The organism is Natronocalculus amylovorans (assembly GCF_023638035.1).
Lineage (GTDB): Archaea > Halobacteriota > Halobacteria > Halobacteriales > Haloferacaceae > Natronocalculus > Natronocalculus amylovorans.
Map to the genome: position 1 here is coordinate 26,073 of NZ_JAKRVX010000008.1, position 21,850 is coordinate 47,922.

Consider the following 21,850-nt stretch of genomic DNA (forward strand, 5'->3'; position numbering starts at 1 on the left):
TGTGTAAACACCACCATGTCCGGAGTAACTCAACGTTGAAAACAATGCGTAATCAGGTGATGATAGAATTACGATCGTGCAAAAAACCCTGTAGTCCGTTACCCTCAGTAGTCCGCGAGCGTGCCGGTTATTTGCGGTTCGTTTGCTGTGTCGAGATATGATGAGAGCGAATCATGGACACCAACTTCAGTGATAATATCATCAAGCGCAGAAATAATCAATGAGAGATCCATATCGATCGCATACTCACGATAGGTTCCGCCGCGACGTCCCTCGTTTCGTTCAGTAACAGAAACGATTCCAAGCATCGCAAGTTCAGAGAGGTGATCGCGCATTCGACGTGGCACAAGTGGATCTCGCTGTGCAAGTCGGGTAAATCGGGTATAACGAGGGCGAACGTCTCGCGATCGGACTGGCGTCTCATTCTCAAGATCCAGCGTTAAGAGCGCGTATAAAACAAGATGGCCGTGCTGGGTAAGGCCGCTAATACCTTCTTCAATACGGCCACGCTCAAGCGCTCGACGTCCGCGTTCAACCTGATCTTCGGTCACAGTTGAGGTGTCTTCTTCTCGTGCTAAATCGCCTGCTTTCATTAGAAGATCGATCGACTGTCGTGCATCACCAGCATCCTTCGCGCCGTACGCTGCACACAATGGGATAACCCCATCCGATAATACACCTTCATGAAACGCGACAGTTGCGCGCTGTTCTAATATTTGTTTCAGGTTGCTTGCATCGTATGCTGGAAAGTGAATTTCTTGTTCACAGAGCGAGCTTTTTACTTTTGGAGAGAGATCATCACGGAAGGAGAAATCGTTTGAGATCCCAATAATTCCGATTTTTGCCTCAGTAAGGTTTTCGTTTGCTCGCGCACGCGGGAGTTGGTAGAGTATAGAATCATCCTTAACATGGTCAACTTCATCAAGAACAATAATCACAGTTCCCCCAAGATTATCGAGATCTGACCAAAGCATCTCATACACTGTCGCACGAGGATACCCGGTTGTACTAATTTGGTTTGCCTCGTCTCGTAGCTCATTAACAAGTCGTGTGGCGATTTGGTAGGATGATGTCAACCCATCACAGTTGAGAAAAATAAGATTGAGATCAATGTCATCATACTGTTCTGCATCATCTTCTAAGTGTGAAAGTAGATACTTCGTAGCAGCAGTCTTTCCAACACCAGTTTTGCCGTACAGGAAGATATTGTTCGGCTGTTCGCTGTTGATGACGGGTTGGAGGGCGGCTTGATACATTTGGATCTCTTCATCACGACCAACAAGCTTCTCGGGTTGGTAGTCTTCCCGGAGCGCGTCCCGGTCTTTGTAGACCTCTGTATCGCGTTCGAATAGTCCCATTATCGATCGTACATGTAGTATCTACGACGTGTGTGATAAAACCACCGTGTCCGCAGTGTCCGCTGTTCTGTTTGTTTATAAACAAACGGCAAACACACCCCCTCCACTTTGTCCGCTGTTAACCCGAACAAGTGTAGGTAGCTGAAAAGTTGCACGGATATTTAGTACAAGCATAATCTTTTTATTGATAGCGTTTGAGTTAGTCCGTATGGCAGTTACCGAATTAATTCAACTACTATTGTTGAGTTAATTCATACTCAAGCCATCAGTATTTACAGTGTGTATCCCAAACTTCCGGAAAATATCTCCGAGAGTTTTTTGACCGTTACACTCTCGACGAAGAACAGCGGACAAAGTGGGGGGAGTGTGTTGGTATACATATTTGTGTGTATTTTCACGAATATAATCGATCAAGAACGTAAGGGTGACAGCTTAGTCAATACTATAATGTCTCTTAGTCCGTTGGTTCACCCGTTATATTCCTCGATCTGAGCTACGGTCTGTTTAGAGCTCTTCGTCTCAACAGTGTTTTATTATACTTCTCAACACACCACTCTGTCCGCTGTTCTTGGAAATCTCGGCCCAACAACTCCGGACGTCGTGGTGTGTTATATTTAATCTATCTTATACTACATGAAATAAATAGTCGGCTATTCTAAATCCATTATTTGAGGTCTAAAACGCCATTTTACTCCGGACGCGGCGGTGTTATCTCTTTTGTCAACTCGAACCCACCCCACTTTGTCCGCAGTTCCCCGGCAAATCCCTCCGGTAACAGCGGACATGGTGGTGTCCTACACAATTGAGGTGGTTCCTGTCTAATTCACTTACTGCGTTTCCTTCCGCAGGCAGTACGTATATTTGTCGTACCGTCGAATATATTCTGTATGGTAACAATCGACATTAATTGTGATATGGGGGAGAGTTTCGGCAACTGGACGATGGGCCGCGACGCGGAGGTGATGCCGTATATTACGTCCGCAAACATCGCTGGTGGATATCATGCTGGTGACCCACACGTTCTTCGCGAAACCGTTGACCTAGCAAATGAACACGACGTTGCATTGGGTATTCATCCTGGGTTCCCGGACAAAATCGGATTCGGGCGCCGACAGATAGATGTCACTCCACAGGAGGTTGCCGATTACGTCACCTATCAGCTTGGAGCGCTGATCGGCTTTGCAAAAGCTACCGATCTTGACGTCCAACACGTCAAGCCCCACGGTGCGATGTACTCGCTTTTGTCACAGAGCCCGGAGCATGCACGAGCAGTGATGGAAGCGGTCCTCGATGTTGATCCATCGTTGATATATCTTGCCACAGACATGCATATTTACGAGGTTACTGAGGAGTATGATGAGCTTACCGCAGTGTTCGAAGGGTATGTTGACCTCCGATACAACCCCGATCGAAGCCTAATCGTCGAAAAGCAGCTCACACCGAAGCCAACGGATGAAGTCACAGACCGGTTTGTCCAGATTGCGACAGAAGGAACAGTAGAAGCAGCAAATGGCGACACCATCGATGTTCCAGCAGAATCGATCTGTATTCATGGAGACGGTCCAAATGCAGTTGAGCTGCTAGAGGCAATCCACGACGCAGCAGATGAACACGGTATAAATATCGCTGCACCATCAGCATAACAACGAGTTACGTTACGTAGGTTACTCAGTCGTGAGTGTAAATGAGTCGTCAACGAACGTCGTCGTGTGCTCGTTCTGTACAAACGTCTCATTTTGAATCATCGCCAGATGGAATGGGATCGTCGTCGGAATACCTTCAATCTCCATTCCAGAGAGCGCACGCGCTGCTCTCTGTAACACTTCTTCACGCGATCGACCGTGTACAATTACTTTCCCAAACATGGAGTCATAGAACGGACTGATTGCATCACCTTGATCGACGCCGTCATCCACACGAACACCGATTCCAGTTGGTGGACGGTACACCGAAAGCGTCCCTGGCATTGGGGTAAAATCATTCGTTGGGTCCTCTGCATTCAATCGGAACTCGATCGCATGACCTCGTGGCTCAATATCCGCTTGTTCGAAACTCAGTTCTTTTCCAGCAGCGACGCGGAGCTGTTCTTTGACTAAATCAACACCCGTGACGATCTCAGAAATTGGGTGCTCAACTTGGATACGGGTATTTACCTCTAGGAAATAGAACTCACCATCAGCAAAGAGAAACTCGACTGTTCCGGCGTTCACATACCCCGCCTCTTTCAGCCCATCGCGAGCGGCCGTACGAATCTCTGTCTGGAGCTGTGGATCTAACGCAGGACTTGGTGTTTCTTCGATCAGCTTCTGCTGCCGTCGCTGGATCGTACAGTCCCGCTCTCCAATATGACAGACGTTACCATGAGTGTCTGCGATTACTTGGACTTCAATATGCTTTGGATTCTCCAGATATTTCTCTACGTATACGGCACTGTTGTCAAAGTAGGCTTCACCCTCTCGTTTTGCAGTCTCGAACTTCGATTCGATATCGTCGTCTTCCTCAACAACATACAATCCCTTTCCACCGCCGCCACCGTCTGCTTTGATTGCGATCGGATAGCCGTATTCTTCAGCGAAGTCAACGGCTTCTGAAACATCTGCAATCGGCTCCTTCGTTCCTGGAACTACGGGAACTCCGGCTTCTTGCATGACTGCACGCGCATTTGTTTTCTCACCAAGCTCCCGCATTGAGTCGCTTGATGGACCAATCCATGTAAATTCACTTTCCTCGACACGTTTTGCAAACCGTGCGTTCTCTGCAAAGAACCCATAGCCGGGATGGATCGCATCTACATCTGCTTCCCGTGCAACCTCAAACACCGCATCTGCATCCAAATAGCTTTTTTTTGGGACTGGCGACCCAACAGTATACGCCTCATCAGCATGACGAACGTGCTTTGCGTCTTCGTCAGCATCACTGTAGATTGCGACCGATCGAACACCGAGCTCCCGTGCAGCGTGGGCAACTCTAACTGCGATCTCACCACGGTTTGCGATCAGCACTGATTCAAACATACTGTACTGTATTCGATTCTATTTAATAAAGTGGCATGTCTGATGATGAAGTACCGTCAAATTGGATGGTATCCTATATCTCAAATACTATCCGGCAGTTATACATCACTTCATGTTGATTGTCCACATAACCCATGAGTACAATTGAACGAGTGACACTTCCGGACCCACGGTATGAGTTTGGCGGTGATGATCACGTCTTTGTTGAGTTAGACGAAGCGATGAGCTTTGATGCGAATTTTGAAGCAATGGCGATCACCCAACAGCTTCGAAAAAAGGATATTGATGGAATCTTCGAAATCTGTCCTGCAAACGCGTCGTACATGGTTCGATTTGAGCCCGAAACAATTGATCCACACACAGTTGTTGAGACGCTGAAATCAGTTGCAGAAGAGACCGACCTCTCAGAGTACCAGTGGGATACACGTATTGTTGATTTCCCAGTGCTCTACGAGGATGAATGGACGCATGAGACACTCATGCGCTTTCGAGATAATCACCAAGACCCGGATGCAACAGATCTTGAGTACTCTGCACAGCTCAATGGATTTGACTCGGTTGATGAGTTTATTGACGCGCACGCGGGCGCACCACATATGGTAACCATGGTTGGGTTTGTTCCCGGGTTGCCATGGTGTTTCCAGATGGTCCCGAAAGATGAGCAGATCGAGGTCCCAAAATACGTCCAACCACGGACTGATACGCCATCTCGTGCCGTTGGATACGGTGGGGCATTCACTGCAATCTATCCTGTGCAAGGCGCTGGTGGGTATCAACTCTACGGTCGAACTCCGCTTGAGGTCTTAGATACTGATCAGAACCTCGCTGACTTTGCTGAATCTATGGTATTCCCACAGCCAGGAGACATTCTCGATTTCCGTCGAATCGATCGAACCGAGTACGATGAGATACGTGAACAGATTGAGGCGGGAACCTACGAATATACAATTGAGTCCGTTTCGTTCTCTCCAGAGGAGTTCTTTGCAGATCCACATGGCTACAATGAGATGTTAACGGAGGTGCTGCGCGGATGATTACCGTCTCACGACCTGGTGTTCTTTCGACCGTCCAAGATTTGGGTCGCTTTGGACAGTACCATATTGGAATGCCGCCATCCGGTGCGATGGATCCATTTGCACATCGTGTTGGAAACTATCTCGTCGGTAATGACGAAGACGCGGCAACGATCGAAATGACCTACCAAGGCGGTGCATTTGAGTTCGATGAGGATCGTGTCGTTGCTCTCTGTGGTGCGACAATGGCTGCAACGATCGACGACGAACCAATCAACATGTGGGAAGCCGTTTCAGTCGAAGCGGGTCAAACACTGGATATTCAGTACGCAAGCAACGGTGCACGATCGTATCTTGCCGTTGCTGGCGGTATTGATGTTGAGCCGCTGATGGACAGCCGATCGACGTACACGCTCATTGGACTCGGTGGATACGAAGGTCGTTCGCTCGAAGAAGGCGATGAGCTGGCACTTGGAGCACCACCGGAGGGAGCAACTGATCGCATCGGCAGTGCTGTCGATGACGAGTATATCCCAGACTACGATTCGATCGATTCAATCCGTGTTGTATTTGGTCTCTGTGATTACCGACTCACGGATGCTTGTAAGGAACGAATGACGACTGAGCCATGGACGGTCACACCTGATGCCGACCGTGTTGGCTACCGTCTTGAGGGGCCCGAACTGGAGTTTGTCGAACGCGAACAGCCATTCGGTGCCGGAACTGACCAATCAAATGTGGTTGATCTTGGCTATCCCGTTGGATCGATACAAGTGCCACAGCAGCCGATCGTCCTCATGCAAGATGCCGTTACCGGAGGTGGCTACGCAACTGTTGGGACCGTTATTAGCGTCGATCGCGGCTATCTAGCACAGAAACGAACTCACCAAGAACTCTATTTCGAGTCTGTCAATGTAGATGATGCAGTCGCCGCTCGGAAAGCCCAACAAGAAACGCTCGCCGCGATTCGTAAATCGCTGGAATAAGTACCATTAACATACTCCCAAACCCATTACACACCATCCAATGTCTACTGAACATACAATCACCGCACCGATGCCAGGCGTATTCTACCGACAATCAGACCCAACTGACGACCCATTTGTCGAGGTTGGAGATGACGTTTCAAAAGGAGAGACGGTCTGTCTTGTCGGTGTAATGAAAAATTTCCACGATGTAACGAGCGATGCTGATGGTACGGTCTCGGAAATCCTTGTCGAAAATGAAGATGCGATCGATGTTGGAGACGCGCTGATTGTCTTAGAAACTGAAGAATAGCTACCTATTTCAGCTACTTTTTCTATTACTACTATTTTGTATATTACGAATTTTTCCAACAAGCAGCAGCTCCCAGCGTTGATCAACGATCGCCACCCATACAATGAGTGCTGCGGGGAGTACAACGAGTGCAGCGATATACGCGAGAATAATGCTTGCTGCAGTAAGCAGTCCAAACTGGCCTAAAAGCGGCGTGATCGCAAGCACCAACACACCGGTTCCGAGTGCAGTTGTCGCCATCGTCCCTGTGAGTGCGCCACCGGTCCCTCTCAGTGTTGTTGTCACTGCGTGATCAACATTACCTGTCTCTTCATATTCATCGTGGAATCGATGAGTCACGTGGACGGTATAATCAACACCGAGCCCGATCGTAATTGCAAGAATCGTGGCTGTAAGCGCATTGAACGGAATCCCTGCAAAGCGCATCGTTGCAGTGAGTGTTGCAATTGCGACGGTTACAGGAATCAGTGTGACAATCCCGAGCGACGGGCGTCCCAAGAAGAGTCCAAATAGTACAATCAAAAAGACCGCAGACAGCCCAATTGCAGCCGCGAGCGAGACAATTGCGGATTCAAAAATCTCGTCTGCAACTGCCTGAAAGACGATTATCTGTCCGGTTGCAATTGCATTTCCTCGATACCGATCGGCTACCGCTCGTGCATCTGCTGTGATCTCTTCATCACTGGCATCGGACCGTACCTCATATACGACTCTGGTTGCCCTGTTGTCCTCTGTTAGATACTCATTGGTGAAGCCTGCAAAGTTTGAGTCTCGAAGTTCCTCATAAATCCGATCGAGATTTCGATTTGGCTGTCCACCGTCGAGTGCGGAATCCGAGACAAGCTGTGCAAACGCCGGATTCTCCGCTTCGTATGCCTCGATCGGGTCGATTATGCTATCGGTCCGCGCACGCCCATCCTCTTCAATAAATGTCGATGGTGGATCAACCGTTGCTCGTTCAAGCGACCGAAGTGCAGTGTTGTCGATCATCCGGGTCTCAATATAGATCGTTATTGTATCATCTTCTGCCGTCTCAAAATTTTCCGAGAGGAAATCAATTGTCTCAGTAACGGTGTACTCATCCGGCTGTAGTGGGCCAGGGAAGTACTGAATGTATGCTGGTTCTTCTGATGGTGGAAGGAAGTCTTCATCGTCGAATGTCGTGTCGACTCCTGATCCGTATACTGCTGCTCCACCAGTCAACACCAGTATAATGACAATAAACACTGCTGGTGCAGGTCTGGAAATTGCGGTTACGCTTGGAAGAATCTGACCGAGTACAGAGCCTTCTGCACCGATCGGCTGCGTACCAAACGCTGGGATCCCACGCTTTTTTCGCCACTCATCAACGATGAGCTTCGCGGCTGGAAGGAAGCCGACAAAAATAACCAGGGTGAATGTAATACCAATCCCTGCGACGATTCCAAACTCACGAAGCGGCTCAAGATCGCTTGTTAGGTTAGCAAGGAATCCAATAATTGTCGTTCCAGCAATGATCGTATATGCAACCGAGAGCTGTTGGAGCGACGTTCGCATTGCTGCCTCCGGCTCAACTCCTTGCATTCGTTCTTCGCGATACCGATTCACTGTGTGGATCCCAAAATCAATCCCGATCGCCAAGAGCAACACTGGAACTGCAATCAGCATGTCCGAAAACGGGATGCCTGCATAGCCAGTGAAGCCAAACGTCCAGACAACCGTCATCAAGAGCGCAACGCCACCAAGTACAAAATCAAATGGGTCGCGGTATGCGTATGCTAGCAGGCCTAAGATTGTAACCAGTGCTGCTGGAACAACGATCGCAAGCGAGTCAAAAATCACGCTCTCAAATTCATTGTCGACGATGCCACCTCCAAAGACGGTGATTTCACCGGGTGAGCGATCAGCAACAGTTTGTGCTTCCGTTTGAATCTCTGCAAGATCGGCTTCCGCGGGGAAACTATGTGTTACGACACCGAGCGCAGCGGAGGCAGTTCCTGATTCGCTATTATAATCATTTGAGAGAAGACTCCCGAACGTTGGATCGTCACCGGCAGCCTGCACGGCTCGTTCAATATCACCGTTGCTTGCCCGTTCAACTGCTTCGCGTTGCTGTTCAATCGTTTCCGCATCCGGGTCAAGTTCCAGAGCTACTTGTGAGGCCGGTGACGTAACGGACTCAACTCGTAATCCGTCTCGGTCTTCAAGCCGTTCTGCGGTCTCAAGCATGGATAAGAGCCCACGCCGATCGAGAACATTTTGATCCTGTTGGATCAGCTGTGTTGTCGGTTCGTTGTTTCCAAACGCTGGGTCAAACTGTTGGTTTACACGATCAAGCGCATCGGACTCTGGAATATCATCAACAAACTGATCACTGCCCGCTTCCGATTCAAGCAACGCCATTCCTGGTGCGAACACAACTGTCAGGAGAATACAAATGAGTGCAACCTGTCGTCGCCGATCGACGACGACGTTTGTTGTCTTTGCAAACAGCTGCGTTGTACGACGCATCTATTTATTCCAGGATTCGATTTTTGTACGGAGTGTCTGCATTCTCTCGGTGAGACGTCCACGTTTATACACTGCCGTCATAAGTCCAACTGCGATCCCGATCAGACTGATTGGGTGTGTGAGGAGCGCGATCGGATCGGACAAGAGCGCGAGGAAACCCTCCTCATCACTACTGACGACATCGACTGGGAGCCGGTACGTATCCGAGAGCTGTTCATCTCCGTTGTGATCTGTGTATCTAAAGTCGATACTTGCAGCATAGGATTTGATCGATGCGCTATCATCAATCTCAATCGCAAAGCTCACTGTCGTCTCTTCGCCCGGTTCCAACCCGGTGACGAAGGCTTCATCATCATCTGTATCCAGTGGATCATCAACAAAGAGCTTCGCTTGGATGTCTTCGATCGGCTCGTCCCCATCATTTCGCACGACGACATCATATCGAACTGTCTCACCTGGCGTGGCATTTGCTGGCTCTGTTGCATTCGGTGTTGCTGGTGATACTGCAAAGACATCCTGCTCTTCTGCAACCGGTGTCACCACATCAAGTACCTCTGAGACGGCGAGGTCGCCCTCGACAGTCCGATATCGCGTCGCGATATTTAATACTCGATCGCCCGGTGCAGCATCGGTTCGAATTCCTGCTTCAAACGTTACCGTTGCATTCTCACCAACGCCGAGCGTTCCAACTGCTGCTTGTGTCTCACGTGGGACCACATTAGGATCTGCTGGGAGCGGCTGATCAACAACGCCCTCGATCGCCGGCGCCTCATTGTCAAAGACAACTACTACGTCATCAACTGCACGGGGCCCGTCGTTCTCAATCAGGACCTCAAATGTTCCATCCTCTCCAACACGAAGCGAACTGTTTAGCGACGCTGCACTGAACGATTGCTCTGGAAGCGGGGTAATCCCTGTCCGAACAGTCCGTGCAGACGTGTCTGCCCCCTCTACATCCCGGTACGAAACATCCAATTCAAATGTTGATGGTCGCTGTGTTGCTTCACCATCTGCATCTATTCTGTATGTAAACGTTCTATTTTCGCCAGATTCCCACTCCTCAACGTATGTGTTTGTGGCCCCCGTTCCGGATGTAAATGAGATATCCCCATCAACCGGGTTTGCGGTGACGGATGCCTCACGAGCAGGCTGTTCTGCAACGTTCCGCATCGTTACGTCAACTGTGCCCGGAACACCAGCCTGTATGTCTCCATCAATATTGACGACTGCAAATTGGGCATCATCAGTGATCTCCACTTCAACGTGGACTACCTCGGTTTCATCTCGCTCGCTTCGGATCACTGCCCCATCATCGAGCTCTGCACGGTATGCGTGGCGATACTCCAGTTCGATCGGAACTTCATAGACTCCAGGCTCCGCGTCTGCATCCGGAACAACAGTAAACGAAATCGGCCCTGTCACCCCTTCCCCGATATCTCCGATCGGCTGGGTTCCAGTCCGCACGTCAAACGGAACATCGTCTTCATCCGCGAGCAGCGTTGCTGTTGCAGATTGTGCTGTTATGACGTCATTCTCCAAGTTATCTTGTCCTCGATCGCGAAGATGCCCACGATTGTTAAACGTCACATCAAGCGAGGCCTCCTCCCCCGGAACAAACGCTGTTTCGGGTGCATACGCCTCAATATCCGGCTCGCCTCTTGCTGTGTCATTTGCACTAACGATCGCAGCACCCGCTGTGAGACAGAAGACCGCAATAAAAAGCACTGCAACCACCCGATTCGTATTCATTAGCTACTTTCGGCTATGATCTCTGTAAATAATACCTTTCTCAAACATAGAAAAACATACAATCAGTTTTCAGACAGTTATAATTTTAGATTACCGCTCATAAAATAGTCTTTTACAGCGTAATAATGACTACCTCTTGTCCTATATCACCGCTGAGAGAAACTTCCACCAGTTTTCACTGTTGATTTATGCTTTCGTTACCTGCACTCCCGTATGGATTCTCTCTGTGATCTTGGACTCTCAAGTTACGAGGATCGTGCGTATCGAGGGCTGCTCGCGATCGGGAGCGGGACGGCTGCTGAAATTTCCGCAGAAAGCGAGGTTCCGAAAGGACGAATCTATGATGCATTAGGTGGACTTGAGTCACGAGGAATTGTTCGTGTGCATACTGCTCGTGAACCAAAACGGTATGTTCCTGTTGAGCCGGATATTGCAGTCACCAAACTCGTCACCGCTCGTCAGTCCGAACTCCAAAATCGGATGGAGCAACTTGACGCGAACAAGAGTACACTTGTTGAACAGCTCGCAGATCCAACACGGCCTCAAGAAGACTTTTGGACTGCTGCGGTCGGCGCCGAAGATTCGCTTGAACTGCTTTTTGAACGAATTGAGACTGCCGAGGAGTCGATCGTCATTGCTGCCGATAGCATTTCTGCACAGTTTGACGTCGATCGTGAGGGGCCCGCACTGCTCGATCAACTGCTGGGTGCGATCGATCGTGGTGTTGAAGTGAAAGTGCTTCTTTCACCTCGGATGTTTTCGGACGCACTTGGTGCTGTGGATGATGAACGAGCCGCATTTACACTCGCTCAAGCGCCGTTTGAACTTCGAACAACGGAGGATATGTACGGTACGTTCCACTTAATTGATAATACGGAGGTCTGCCTTGAGGTTCCAGACCCTCTATTGGCAAACCATCTGTTTGGTATGTTGAACCTCCGCGATAGAAGCTTTGCTGGCCGTGTTGCAGAAGGGTTCCGGACAACGTGGGACAACGCGACACCGATCGGTGACCTCTCTGGACCGAAGTAACTGTAATATGTGGTTGATATCCGGTCGGTCATCCATCAACATGCCAATCTATTTTATCGTCGGTTCTGAGCGTTTGGTATGAAAGATCCAATACAGCCCTCGTTGGATTTTGAACTCCGACCTGCACTGGAGGGTTCAATTGCCCTGCTCATAGTTGGTGTTCCGCTCTTTTTGTACACTGCTGATTGGATTACCATCCTCTTTGCTGCAACAATGGCAGGAGCCATTGTCGGTCTTCGAACCGATCGGTACGCACAAACTGCAATCAATGGGTTAGTTGGCTCGATGATTGGGTTTCTCTTTTTCATTCCGGTCATCATTGGAAGACAGCTCTATCTGTTTCAATTTGTCCAGATGGATGGTAGTGACTCCATCCTATATGCATCTGTCTTTGCATCCAGTGAAATAATCGCGCTCGCACCGGCAACTGCAATCCTTGCGTTTACTGCTGCGGCGATCGTTGACTTTCTGCGATTTAAATAGCATCACCGCGTCTACGTGGTATGAAGGGTGTTGTAATCGCAGGAACAAGCTCGAGTGTTGGAAAGACCGTCGCGACACTCGCTGTCCTGCGTGGGCTACAAACTGCAGGGTATGCTGTACAGCCAGCAAAAGGTGGGCCTGATTTCATTGACCCAAGCCATCATGAGGCGATTGCCGGCAAACCATCCAGAACGCTTGATCCGTGGCTTCAAGATCGGGATGGAATGCTCCACAACTATCATCGAGGAACGGGCGATATCTGTGTGATTGAAGGGATGATGGGTCTTTATGACGGAACAAAAGCAAGCACAGCACTCATTGCAGACCAACTGAATCTCCCAGTTATTCTCGTTATTGATGCAAGCGCAGGTATGGAGAGTGTTGCTGCAACCGCGCTTGGGTTCCAACGCTATGCCGAGCATGCGAACCGGGATATCACCGTTGCTGGGATCATCGCCCAACGAGCACACGGGGGCAGACACGAAGCGGGTATCCGGGACGCACTCCCGGACGATATCGCTTATATTGGACGAATCGGTCCAGATACGGCCCTCGAAATTCCTGATCGACACCTTGGCCTCCATCTCGGGTCGGAGAATCCGGTTCCAACCGATGCGATTGACAACGCTGCAGAAACTATTGATATTGATTCAATTGCAGAAATTGCAGCTACTGCACCTATTACACCTATTTCAAAATCTTCGAAAGAACATACACAGCGAACCAACACCAGCATCGCTGTTGCGTCGGATCAGGCGTTCTGCTTTCGCTACCCAGCGACGATCGAGAAAATCAAAGATCAGGCAGAAATTATACCTATTTCACCTATTGCAAGCGATCCGCTTCCGGATTGTGATGGTATCTATCTCCCAGGAGGCTACCCTGAGCGGTTCGGCGCTGAGTTACAAGCGAGCGATACACTCGCTGAGATTTCCGATCGAGCAGCCGATGGTATCCCTGTGTATGGGGAATGTGGCGGCTTGATGGCACTCGCTGAGAGCCTCACGACTGCTGACAATGAAACATATTCGATGGCCGGTGTACTCCCGGCAACCGTCACAATGCACGATCGGTATCAGGCGCTTGACCATATCGAGGTTACTGCTGCTGTAGATGGGCCAACTGCAACGACAGGAACGACCTACCGCGGTCACGAGTTTCACTACTCAAGCGCAGACACTGCATCCGATGCAACCTTTGGATTTAGCATGGACCGCGGCACCGGAATTGATGGGACGCATGATGGCCTTCTTGAATACAACTCGGTCGGCACGTACGCGCATCTCCATCCGGAAACTGGTGCGTTCGATCGCTTCCTGTCGTACTGCACGCAGTGATATTCTATACTCATTACCAATTTTAAATACCGGTGGGACCAATCATTGCTGTGACTCGGGATCATATGCCAACACTCTCAGGGAAGCTCCGAATTGATCCGTTCTCCGCAGTCCCACTTGCTGAACGAGTGGCGAGTGCGTATGACTCCCTTCGGTCAGAGGGCTATTCATCTACAGATATTTTGGTACTAAAACGGTTTCCAAGCGGAACACGACAGTTTGAAAATGAACTCGCGCACGCGTTGACACTCGAAACCCGCCCAAACGTCGAGTCGGTTCTCGATCATGCTGCCGCAATACATGCGTACGCTGCACCTGATACCCGGGTACTTTCAGATTATGAGCGATTTGAACTCCTCCGCACAGTCATTGATGGCTGGAATTGGTCGCATCCGTATCTCCAACAGGCAGCAGAGACCGAATCGTTTCACCGTGATGTTGGCCGTGTTCTCTTGATCTCCAGTTGGGGTGGGTTTGGTGATAGTAGCAGTGATGACCCAGCACTTGACGCGATGCTGCAGGAACTACGAGCGGTTGCGTCACAGTTTCGAACTGCACTGAAAGATCGTTCTACAGTTGACCAAGCGGCTCTCATCGAGAGCGGCACACAAGCACTTTCGGAGCCGTCCGTCCGATCGTTTGTCTCTGAACTGTTTGATGCCGTCTTGGTTGTCGATTTTGAGGAGTTTGGTGAACTCGAACGTGCGTATCTTTCAGCACTAACTGTTGATGCGGAACTCTACTGTATTGGAGAGCGTGATGCAAGCATCCAACGAATTTGGAACGAGGCTGGGTCGGTTGTTGCGCTCGGCGAGGCCGCGGGGTTAGACTGTTTTGAGAATCCTGCGCTTGACCGATCGGAGTTCAGTGTTACAGACCCGGAACTAGTGAGCCAGTTCCTCGCGATAGGCCATTTTCCAAACGGGTATCTCCGTGAGCAACCGGCTGCAACTACCAATCCAACTGTAACAGCATACACGCTCTCGGCAGCTACCTATACGGAACAGCTTGAGGCGATCGCAAACGAGATCGAAATTCTCAGAGACGAGTATGGGCTCGCATACGATGACTTTGCTGTACTGTGCAGAGATAGCAACCAACCAATCCACGAATCCCGTTCGCTCCTTCGGAGAGCAGGCATTCCAACCGCATCTGCAACGGTGACAGGACTTAATGACGATCCAGCTGTCCGTGAATTAGTTGCTCTTATTGACGTATTGGCAACCGATGCAGAAACCGCATGGGATATCTTAGATGCTCGAGTTGGTGGTGTTTCTCAATCGGATCTCGATCGTATTGCTAATGAACCGACAATGAGCGGGACGATTGATCGCTGGATCGTAGATACAAACCTCAAAGATAGAGTCGCAAGAGCGCCTGAAATTGAGGCATATACATCCTATCGTAATATTCGAGAAGTCCGCAAAATTGCAACGTTCTTCGACACTGCTGATTTTCTTCCGGGTGGATACGATTCGTTCCGATCGACACTGTCGCGGGCCATAGAGTACGTTGCACCTGATCAGTACACAACCGATCTATCAGTCGAGGAAAACGGTGTTCTTGTCGATGCGATTCGTGTTGCAAAGTACGATACCCGGCCAATCGTCTTCTTAGTCGATGTTGTTGAAGGTGTGTATCCCCCTGCAACGCAGAACCTCACCCGACTGTTCCCCACAGATTGGGTCAAACGATCGAGCGGTTATCCGGGTGTCACAACACCAACGGCCGACACGGTCACTGAATCATTCTCTTCGGTTTCGGATGCCATTTCTGATCCATACGACCGTTACTACACTGCGCTTGCAAGAAGGCAACTTGCAGTTGGCTCCCGTGTTGCAACAACACGGGTGTACTTTTGTACGGCTGAAACCGGGAACCGATCGTTCGGCCAGCATAGACATCCATCGCGATTTTTGGCTGCCCTCGAAGAGCATCCTGCGGTCACGATTGAACAGGGATACTCCGACCCTGAACGTGGCGATGAATCAACTGCACTCCATACTGAGACTGGCGTTGCACGCGACATTCTCAAAGAGCCATGGCGATCGTTTGCCGAGATTGAGCGTGCAGCAAGCTTGGGTGAATCTGCGGATATGCGATCGATCCGCTCAACGCTCGAAGCAGTTACAACCGTCCTTCGTGATGAGGATGTCGACCCACGGTTTGTCGATGCAGTTCACACACAGATTTCGTATGCAAATGGGGAGATCGGAACAGATGAGTGAAGCACAAGTGATCCCAATTGACCATATCGCAACATATCTTTCCTGCCCGCGAAGATATGAGTACGAACACGAGTTGTCGATCCAGCCTGATTCTGCCCAACAACGAGATGAACTGGCAGTATCGCTTGCCCGTGAAGCGATCATTCGTGGACTTACGGCAGGTGACGACACTGAAGAGATGATCGCCGCAGCACGATCACACCTTCGCACAACGGATTCACGCACCACAAAAAGGAGCCGAAAGCAGCAGTATCTACAGGAGATGAGAGTTCGCGCAATTGAATCATATCTTCAACAGTTTGGAACCGCCCACGGCGATTCGATTATTGATACTGATCTCACGCTTCGATATGGGCTCTCGGGTGTTACACTGTCCTGTCCAATCGATGCTCTTGTTCGGATCGGTGACAAGCCAGTCGCAATTCGGTATCGTTGGTCGCTTGATTCGGTTGCGTTTGCAAACTCCTATACGACGATCGATCGCCATACAAGCGGTCGCAGCTACATTCCATGGGCTGCAGGGAGCGTGATAACTGCCACTGCGACGATCGAAGCCCTCATTCACAACGATCGATTTGCATTCTCGGAGACGCCCGGATTTGCCTTTGTTGGCCTCACAGAGGAAACGACTGCTGGCGGTGATTCCAACTCATCAGTTCCGGTTGTCTCCGCAGCAGTACGGCGGCTTGATGAACACTACCAATCCGAGCACCGAAAAGCGCTTTCAGTGCTTGATAACACGTTAACGTGGATCACAAATCGTGCGTTCAATCCACAGGATCGGATTGATCAAATCCTCGACTCGGAGTGTGAGAGCTGTCCATATGCCGAATTTTGTTCGGAGTGGATCAACAATGAGGTGATGTTTCGATGACTACAGAACGCTCTGAAGAGACGACCAATTCCGACCTCGATGAAGAGTTTATCCTCAAAGGGAATCAGCCTGCAGTAGCAACTACAACGGCCGATCGAATTGTCGTTGACGCGGGTGCTGGAACGGGCAAGACAACGACGATGGTCGCTCGGATTGAGGCGCTTTTGGAGGCTGAGACCGTTACTCCCGACGAGATTCTTGTGTTAACGTTCGCAAATAAGGCGGCACATGGTGCGATTGATCGGCTCACCGATTCGCTCTCTGGAACAGACGCCTTCGATATTGATGCGTACACCTATCACTCGTTCTGTTACGGTATTCTTAGAGAGTACGCGTATGCCGTTGGTATGTCCCCTGACTTCGAACTGTTAACCGATGATAGACAGCGAGCGATAATCGGCTCAATTCATGATTCGCTCACATTCACTCATACAACTCCCGAGCGGGCAACCGCGGCTGACCTAACAAAGTTCATTGAGACATTCAGAAACGCAGGCATTGGACCGGATACGATCGAAGAGACGCTTCCGGATCCTGCGTTGGTGTCTCAACTTGCAACAATCGTTCGAGAACTCAAACAAACAGCGGATCAACAGTTTGGTGCCGACAGCGAGGGAAGCCTCGCATTCCGATCAAAAAACGGCCACCCAAGACTTGTGAAACGGCTGGAAAGATTCAAAAATGTGCTGTCCTACCAACGATCGTTGATTGACACCAGCGACCCGTTTGGTGAACACGTTCAGACGTATCTCTCACACTGTTTGTCGATCGTCGAGACGCTTATCACTGTACTTCCAGATAAGAATGATGATTGGTCACGGGTTCCATCTGGGCTGTTTGGAACGTGGAGCGGCGTTCATGGGGCTTCACTCAAAGACACCAAACAAACACCGATCAGCCGACTGGATTCGTTGTTGGAGCTGTTTGCAAGAGCACATACATTCTGTGCGGGCTACCGCCAGTATGAGCAGGTGCTCACGGAGCGTGATGCGATCGACTACGCTGGCTTAATTCGCCGTACAACCGAGTTATTGGAGAGCGATCTTGGAACGGATATCTGCGACCGGTACACACATATCTTCTGCGACGAGTTCCAGGATACCGATAGTGCGCAACTGTCACTCGTTGCGGCGCTTTCAGCCGACCAATCCGTCTTTGTGATCGGTGATGCTGACCAAGCAATATACGAATGGCGTGGTGCAGATCCAACAAACATCACTGATATTGCGTCTGTCTTTCCAACGATTGAGCCGATGGAACTGGATTTAAACTTCCGATCATACCAGCCGATCCTCGACCTCTCAAATGCACTTCCTGGAAGTACGAAAACGTTGCAGTCCACACGTGGTACGGCTCCAAACAGCGTCCTGACTGTCAGTGCAGACCGTGAGAAACCTATCCAAGCATCGCAAGTAAGCAGCACCGTCTCCAACCTGCTCACTGGGGGTTTTGAGGATATTGAGACGCATAACCTTGGTGACATTGCAATCTTAGTTCGGCAGAATTACGAGGCTGATCTCATCTGCGCCGCGCTCGCTGACGATAGTATTCCATATACTCGCTCCGGTGGGACACACGATTCAATGCCTGTTGGAATCACAACATTGCTTGCCTACCTTCGTGTGCTTGTTGACCCTACTGACGATCGGTCTCTCATTCGTGTGCTCAAACTTGTCTACCGGATTCCTGATTCAGATATTCGAATTCTAGCCCGACAGGGAGAGACTGTTATTGCTGGCCTTCGAGAAGCGGTTGATTCGCTCGCACATCCCGATCGAGCGACGCGTGCACTCAACGATATCACGGAACTTACTGAGCTACGGCGGAGTAGCTCTCTTTCGGCATTATATGGAACACTCTGTACGCAGACGAAAATCAAATGGACGTTCACCGATCGTGACAGAGCGCTGATTCCTGCGCTCGAATCTCGGATCGATGCGTTTTCCGAGACTGCAACCGATGGTCGTCTCACTGCTGGATTCATTCGATATTTGGATGATCCTGCTGCACTGGAGTCCGCTCGAACGCTGGATTCGGATGCTGGTGAAAAAAGCGAAAATGCGGTGGATGTTATGACTGTCCACCAGGCGAAGGGGCTTGATTTCCCAGTCGTGCTGCTCCCATTTTTAGGCCCCTCATGGGCACCGCCACCCAGCTTCAATCTCTGGCGTGATACGTCAGATTGGTCTGTGCTTGAACAGTTTTGTACGGGATCGCTTGCATCACCACTTATGGAATCACTTTCTGATACCGCCGCGGCAGAACAGTGGCGAGTGCTTCACGTTGCGATCACTCGTGCCCGCGATCGGCTTGTGCTCTTTGGAAACAGTGAGACGCACGCAACTGTGCACGCATCAGCGCTTGATCCGTTGCTCCCTACCGGCATTGGGTGGTCGCATGGTGGGGCGAGCGTTGATACGTGGGCTGCTGTCTCTGACGCGATCGAGTCCCTCACTCAAACCGAAGCAGTTGGGGCGGAAGCTGACACCGATCACCGTATCGCCACAGCAAAAACGGACCAAGAGGATCACAAACGTGCAGTCACCGATATCACTACTGCTGTCGAAGTAGCTCGAAAGCAGACGCCTGAACAAATAACATGGTATGATGGGTCAACCGTCTCCGCTGATCGAGCAATCAGCGAGATCCGATCGCTCACCCGATCGATCAAAGATGGAACGATCTCAATACACGACTCACAGACGGAAACCCGGTACAATGCTGTCCCATCACAAGTAACACGAAGCGATTCGCTTCCTCGAATCCACAGCCATACAGCTCTTGAAACGTTCGGTGACTGTTCACGAAAGCATTATCTCGACCATGTTGTGTATGGAATTTCGGATCCTGTTGCCACTGATTCAGAAACAGACGATTCGGTGCCGTGGCAGGAGGTCGGAACCCTCTTTCACCACGTCGCAGAGGATGCCTACTGGCGTTCGCTCACGACACAACCCCAATGGAACGATGCTTGTGATCGGCTCGCACGAGAACATGGGCTTCAATCGGCCGTTCCACACGCCAAGCAGTGTATCGAGCGATATTTCCAGAGTGAAGTCACGGAGTGGGAGCTAAAAGCCGTTGAAGTTCCATTCTCTCTTGACCATCTTGCAGAGAGATCAGGGGCGGATGCGGTTACTGGATACATTGATGCAGTTTACAAAAATATCGATGATGAATTGGTTGTACTTGATTACAAATCGACAGACGGTGATCGATCACTTGAAACGAGCTACCAGCTCGTACTGTATCTGTTAGCCGCCGATGCCAGGTTCTCAGAGCAGGTTGCTGGCGCTGGCTATCTCTCACTTGGAGCGTCCGGTCCAACATGTACTGTGTTCGACCGCCAGTCGCTCTTAGCACAAATCCCATCGCTGATGGAGCAGCTCTCGAAAGCGACCAATTCGACGTACTATTCGACGACACCTGGCACACACTGTCGGTACTGCCCACATCGATCGCTAGGTTGTGGACCGGCTGATGATGAACCGCTGTAATGCTTCCTTAACCCCTATTTGTTGTCAGAAAGTGTGGCATACACACTCCAAGATGCGTCTTCTGTGGGACGATCACTGGCTTTTCCATCAATGAGTACCCCAGTACCAGACGCGACAGTACCAACTACCGCTGCATCAGTTCCTGCCTCGGATAATTTCGCTGCTACCTTCTCCCCATCACCTGCTTCAGTTGTTATCAGCAGCGTCCCTGAACTAGTTGCAGTCCACGGATCCATATCCAGTGCCGTACAGACCTGTTTGACTGCAGGCTGCATTGGAATCGCCTCACGATCGACCCGAAACTGGACGCCTGCACTGGATGCCATTTCGTGAAACGCTCCGATAACCCCTCCTTCTGTTGCATCGTGCATCGCAGTTACGTTGCCGGCATCCCTCGCTACTGCTGTATCAGAGACGGTTTGGGTCCGCTCGAGCAGTGTTGACGCAGCGTTAATCATCTCCGCTGACAGTGGTATTTTTGATGGATACAGCGACGCAAACAGCCCAGTTGCTTCGACTGCAGGGCCTTTTGTAAGGACGATCTCATTTCCTGGTTTTGCACCGTCTGGCCGAATAATATCCGCATGTGCACCAACTGCCATTGCAGTTGCCGACCCAATCCATGGATACGTTGCACCAGGGTATCTCGCAGTGTGACCAGTGACAACTGCAATATCAAGCCGCTCACACTCTGCATGGATTGCGCTCCAGAATGTTGCAAACTCGGCATCTGTAATCTTGGTTGGTAACGCAAATGCGATCGAGAGATGCGACGGCGGTAATCCTGACACTGCAACATCAGAGAGCACAATATGTACGGCAAATCGCCCTGCACGATCGAAGCCAAGCTCCGGAAGCAACGAAATTGGATCTGTTGCAGTAACTACTGCAGCGCCATTGACATCAAAGACGCCGAAATCAACGCCGTGTGTTGGGCCGAGCGCGACGTCCGATCGCTCAGCACCTAATTGCGGCGCAATATGGGTGTGAAAGAATTGATCCGAGATTTTTCCGAGTGTCATTGGTGGCCGATATTTTCTCACACACGTGAAAATACCCTCTGGTTAGTGTCTGAAGATGGTAATCTCTTGTTCCGATGAGTAATGTCTCCTGAAATTTGTTCAATAGTGGCTAACAATAATGGTTCACGCCAGCCGTTAGGTTGGATGACTCGTATGTTTGAACTGACTGGATTCCAGCGTGACCTATTGTACGTAATCGCCGGCCTTGGTCGGCCATCCGGTCAAATGGTACGCAGAGAGATTGAAAAGCACGTTGATAATGTTAATCACGGACGGCTGTATCCGAATTTAGATACACTTGTTGAGTACGGACTCGTCGAGAAGGGCCGCCATGATCAGCGAACCAACTACTACGAGATCGCACCAGAGGGACGAGAGCTGATCTCAAAACGTCGTCGATGGGAAGATACGTACGTTTCACAGCCGATCGAAGAAACGCACTGATCGACACACCCCATCAATTTCCAATTTATTA

The 21,850-nt window shown here is 50.2% G+C and carries 16 protein-coding genes; 11 read left to right on the plus strand and 5 right to left on the minus strand.

Annotated elements, in window-relative coordinates:
* Positions 1 to 104: 104 nt before the first annotated feature.
* Complete coding sequence (locus AArcSt2_RS14460; protein ID WP_250585624.1) at positions 105 to 1,358, minus strand: orc1/cdc6 family replication initiation protein; 1,254 nt, start codon at positions 1,356 to 1,358, stop codon at positions 105 to 107.
* Positions 1,359 to 2,245: 887 nt separating this feature from the next.
* Between AArcSt2_RS14460 and AArcSt2_RS14465 the strand changes: the two genes are divergently transcribed.
* Positions 2,246 to 3,001, plus strand: a complete 756-nt coding sequence (locus tag AArcSt2_RS14465; RefSeq protein WP_250585626.1) for a LamB/YcsF family protein — start codon at positions 2,246 to 2,248, stop codon at positions 2,999 to 3,001.
* A gap of 21 nt (positions 3,002 to 3,022) precedes the next feature.
* Here the strand turns inward: AArcSt2_RS14465 and AArcSt2_RS14470 are convergent, their stop codons facing one another.
* Entirely contained in the window at positions 3,023 to 4,372 is a 1,350-nt protein-coding gene (locus AArcSt2_RS14470; protein WP_425493671.1) for an acetyl-CoA carboxylase biotin carboxylase subunit, read from the minus strand.
* Positions 4,373 to 4,506: 134 nt separating this feature from the next.
* Here AArcSt2_RS14470 and AArcSt2_RS14475 point away from each other — a divergent pair, with 134 nt between their 5' ends.
* The 3 genes from AArcSt2_RS14475 to AArcSt2_RS14485 are packed head-to-tail and all read left to right on the plus strand — an operon-like array spanning position 4,507 to position 6,663.
* Positions 4,507 to 5,406, plus strand: coding sequence for a 5-oxoprolinase subunit B family protein (locus AArcSt2_RS14475; protein WP_250585628.1), 900 nt, complete (start codon positions 4,507 to 4,509; stop codon positions 5,404 to 5,406).
* Positions 5,403 to 6,371 (plus strand): 5-oxoprolinase subunit C family protein, encoded by a 969-nt coding sequence (locus tag AArcSt2_RS14480; RefSeq protein WP_250585630.1) that lies wholly within the window; start codon positions 5,403 to 5,405, stop codon positions 6,369 to 6,371. Before AArcSt2_RS14475 ends, AArcSt2_RS14480 begins: the two co-directional genes overlap by 4 nt.
* 40 nt (positions 6,372 to 6,411) lie before the next feature.
* Positions 6,412 to 6,663, plus strand: coding sequence for an acetyl-CoA carboxylase (locus AArcSt2_RS14485; RefSeq protein ID WP_174654966.1), 252 nt, complete (start codon positions 6,412 to 6,414; stop codon positions 6,661 to 6,663).
* Positions 6,664 to 6,672: 9 nt separating this feature from the next.
* Here AArcSt2_RS14485 and AArcSt2_RS14490 read toward each other — a convergent pair whose 3' ends face one another.
* Together AArcSt2_RS14490 and AArcSt2_RS14495 are read right to left on the minus strand one after the other, a co-directional pair.
* Complete coding sequence (locus AArcSt2_RS14490) at positions 6,673 to 9,153, minus strand: efflux RND transporter permease subunit (protein WP_250585632.1); 2,481 nt, start codon at positions 9,151 to 9,153, stop codon at positions 6,673 to 6,675.
* Positions 9,154 to 10,902 (minus strand): COG1361 S-layer family protein, encoded by a 1,749-nt coding sequence (locus tag AArcSt2_RS14495; protein WP_174654968.1) that lies wholly within the window; start codon positions 10,900 to 10,902, stop codon positions 9,154 to 9,156.
* A gap of 213 nt (positions 10,903 to 11,115) precedes the next feature.
* Between AArcSt2_RS14495 and AArcSt2_RS14500 the strand changes: the two genes are divergently transcribed.
* The 6 genes from AArcSt2_RS14500 (at position 11,116) to AArcSt2_RS14525 (ending at position 20,353) form a co-directional block, all read left to right on the plus strand.
* Positions 11,116 to 11,934, plus strand: coding sequence for a TrmB family transcriptional regulator (locus AArcSt2_RS14500; RefSeq protein ID WP_250585634.1), 819 nt, complete (start codon positions 11,116 to 11,118; stop codon positions 11,932 to 11,934).
* Between the two features lie 78 nt (positions 11,935 to 12,012).
* A complete protein-coding gene (locus tag AArcSt2_RS14505) occupies positions 12,013 to 12,417 on the plus strand; it encodes a hypothetical protein (protein ID WP_250585636.1) in 405 nt (134 codons plus the stop codon).
* A 20-nt stretch (positions 12,418 to 12,437) separates the two neighbouring features.
* Complete coding sequence (locus AArcSt2_RS14510; protein WP_250585638.1) at positions 12,438 to 13,754, plus strand: cobyrinic acid a,c-diamide synthase; 1,317 nt, start codon at positions 12,438 to 12,440, stop codon at positions 13,752 to 13,754.
* Between the two features lie 50 nt (positions 13,755 to 13,804).
* Positions 13,805 to 15,982: a DEAD/DEAH box helicase gene (locus AArcSt2_RS14515; protein ID WP_250585640.1), complete on the plus strand. Its 2,178-nt coding sequence runs from the start codon at positions 13,805 to 13,807 to the stop codon at positions 15,980 to 15,982.
* Positions 15,975 to 16,856 (plus strand): PD-(D/E)XK nuclease family protein, encoded by an 882-nt coding sequence (locus tag AArcSt2_RS14520; RefSeq protein ID WP_250585642.1) that lies wholly within the window; start codon positions 15,975 to 15,977, stop codon positions 16,854 to 16,856. The genes AArcSt2_RS14515 and AArcSt2_RS14520 overlap by 8 nt, the downstream gene beginning before the upstream one ends.
* Positions 16,853 to 20,353, plus strand: a complete 3,501-nt coding sequence (locus AArcSt2_RS14525) for an ATP-dependent DNA helicase (RefSeq protein WP_250585644.1) — start codon at positions 16,853 to 16,855, stop codon at positions 20,351 to 20,353. Before AArcSt2_RS14520 ends, AArcSt2_RS14525 begins: the two co-directional genes overlap by 4 nt.
* Before the next feature lie 14 nt (positions 20,354 to 20,367).
* Here the strand turns inward: AArcSt2_RS14525 and AArcSt2_RS14530 are convergent, their stop codons facing one another.
* Positions 20,368 to 21,375 carry an AIR synthase family protein gene (locus AArcSt2_RS14530; protein WP_250585646.1) on the minus strand — a complete coding sequence of 336 codons (1,008 nt, stop codon included), beginning with the start codon at positions 21,373 to 21,375 and terminating at the stop codon, positions 20,368 to 20,370.
* 153 nt (positions 21,376 to 21,528) lie between these two features.
* Here AArcSt2_RS14530 and AArcSt2_RS14535 point away from each other — a divergent pair, with 153 nt between their 5' ends.
* Positions 21,529 to 21,819 carry a PadR family transcriptional regulator gene (locus AArcSt2_RS14535; protein WP_174654976.1) on the plus strand — a complete coding sequence of 97 codons (291 nt, stop codon included), beginning with the start codon at positions 21,529 to 21,531 and terminating at the stop codon, positions 21,817 to 21,819.
* Positions 21,820 to 21,850 lie beyond the last annotated feature (31 nt).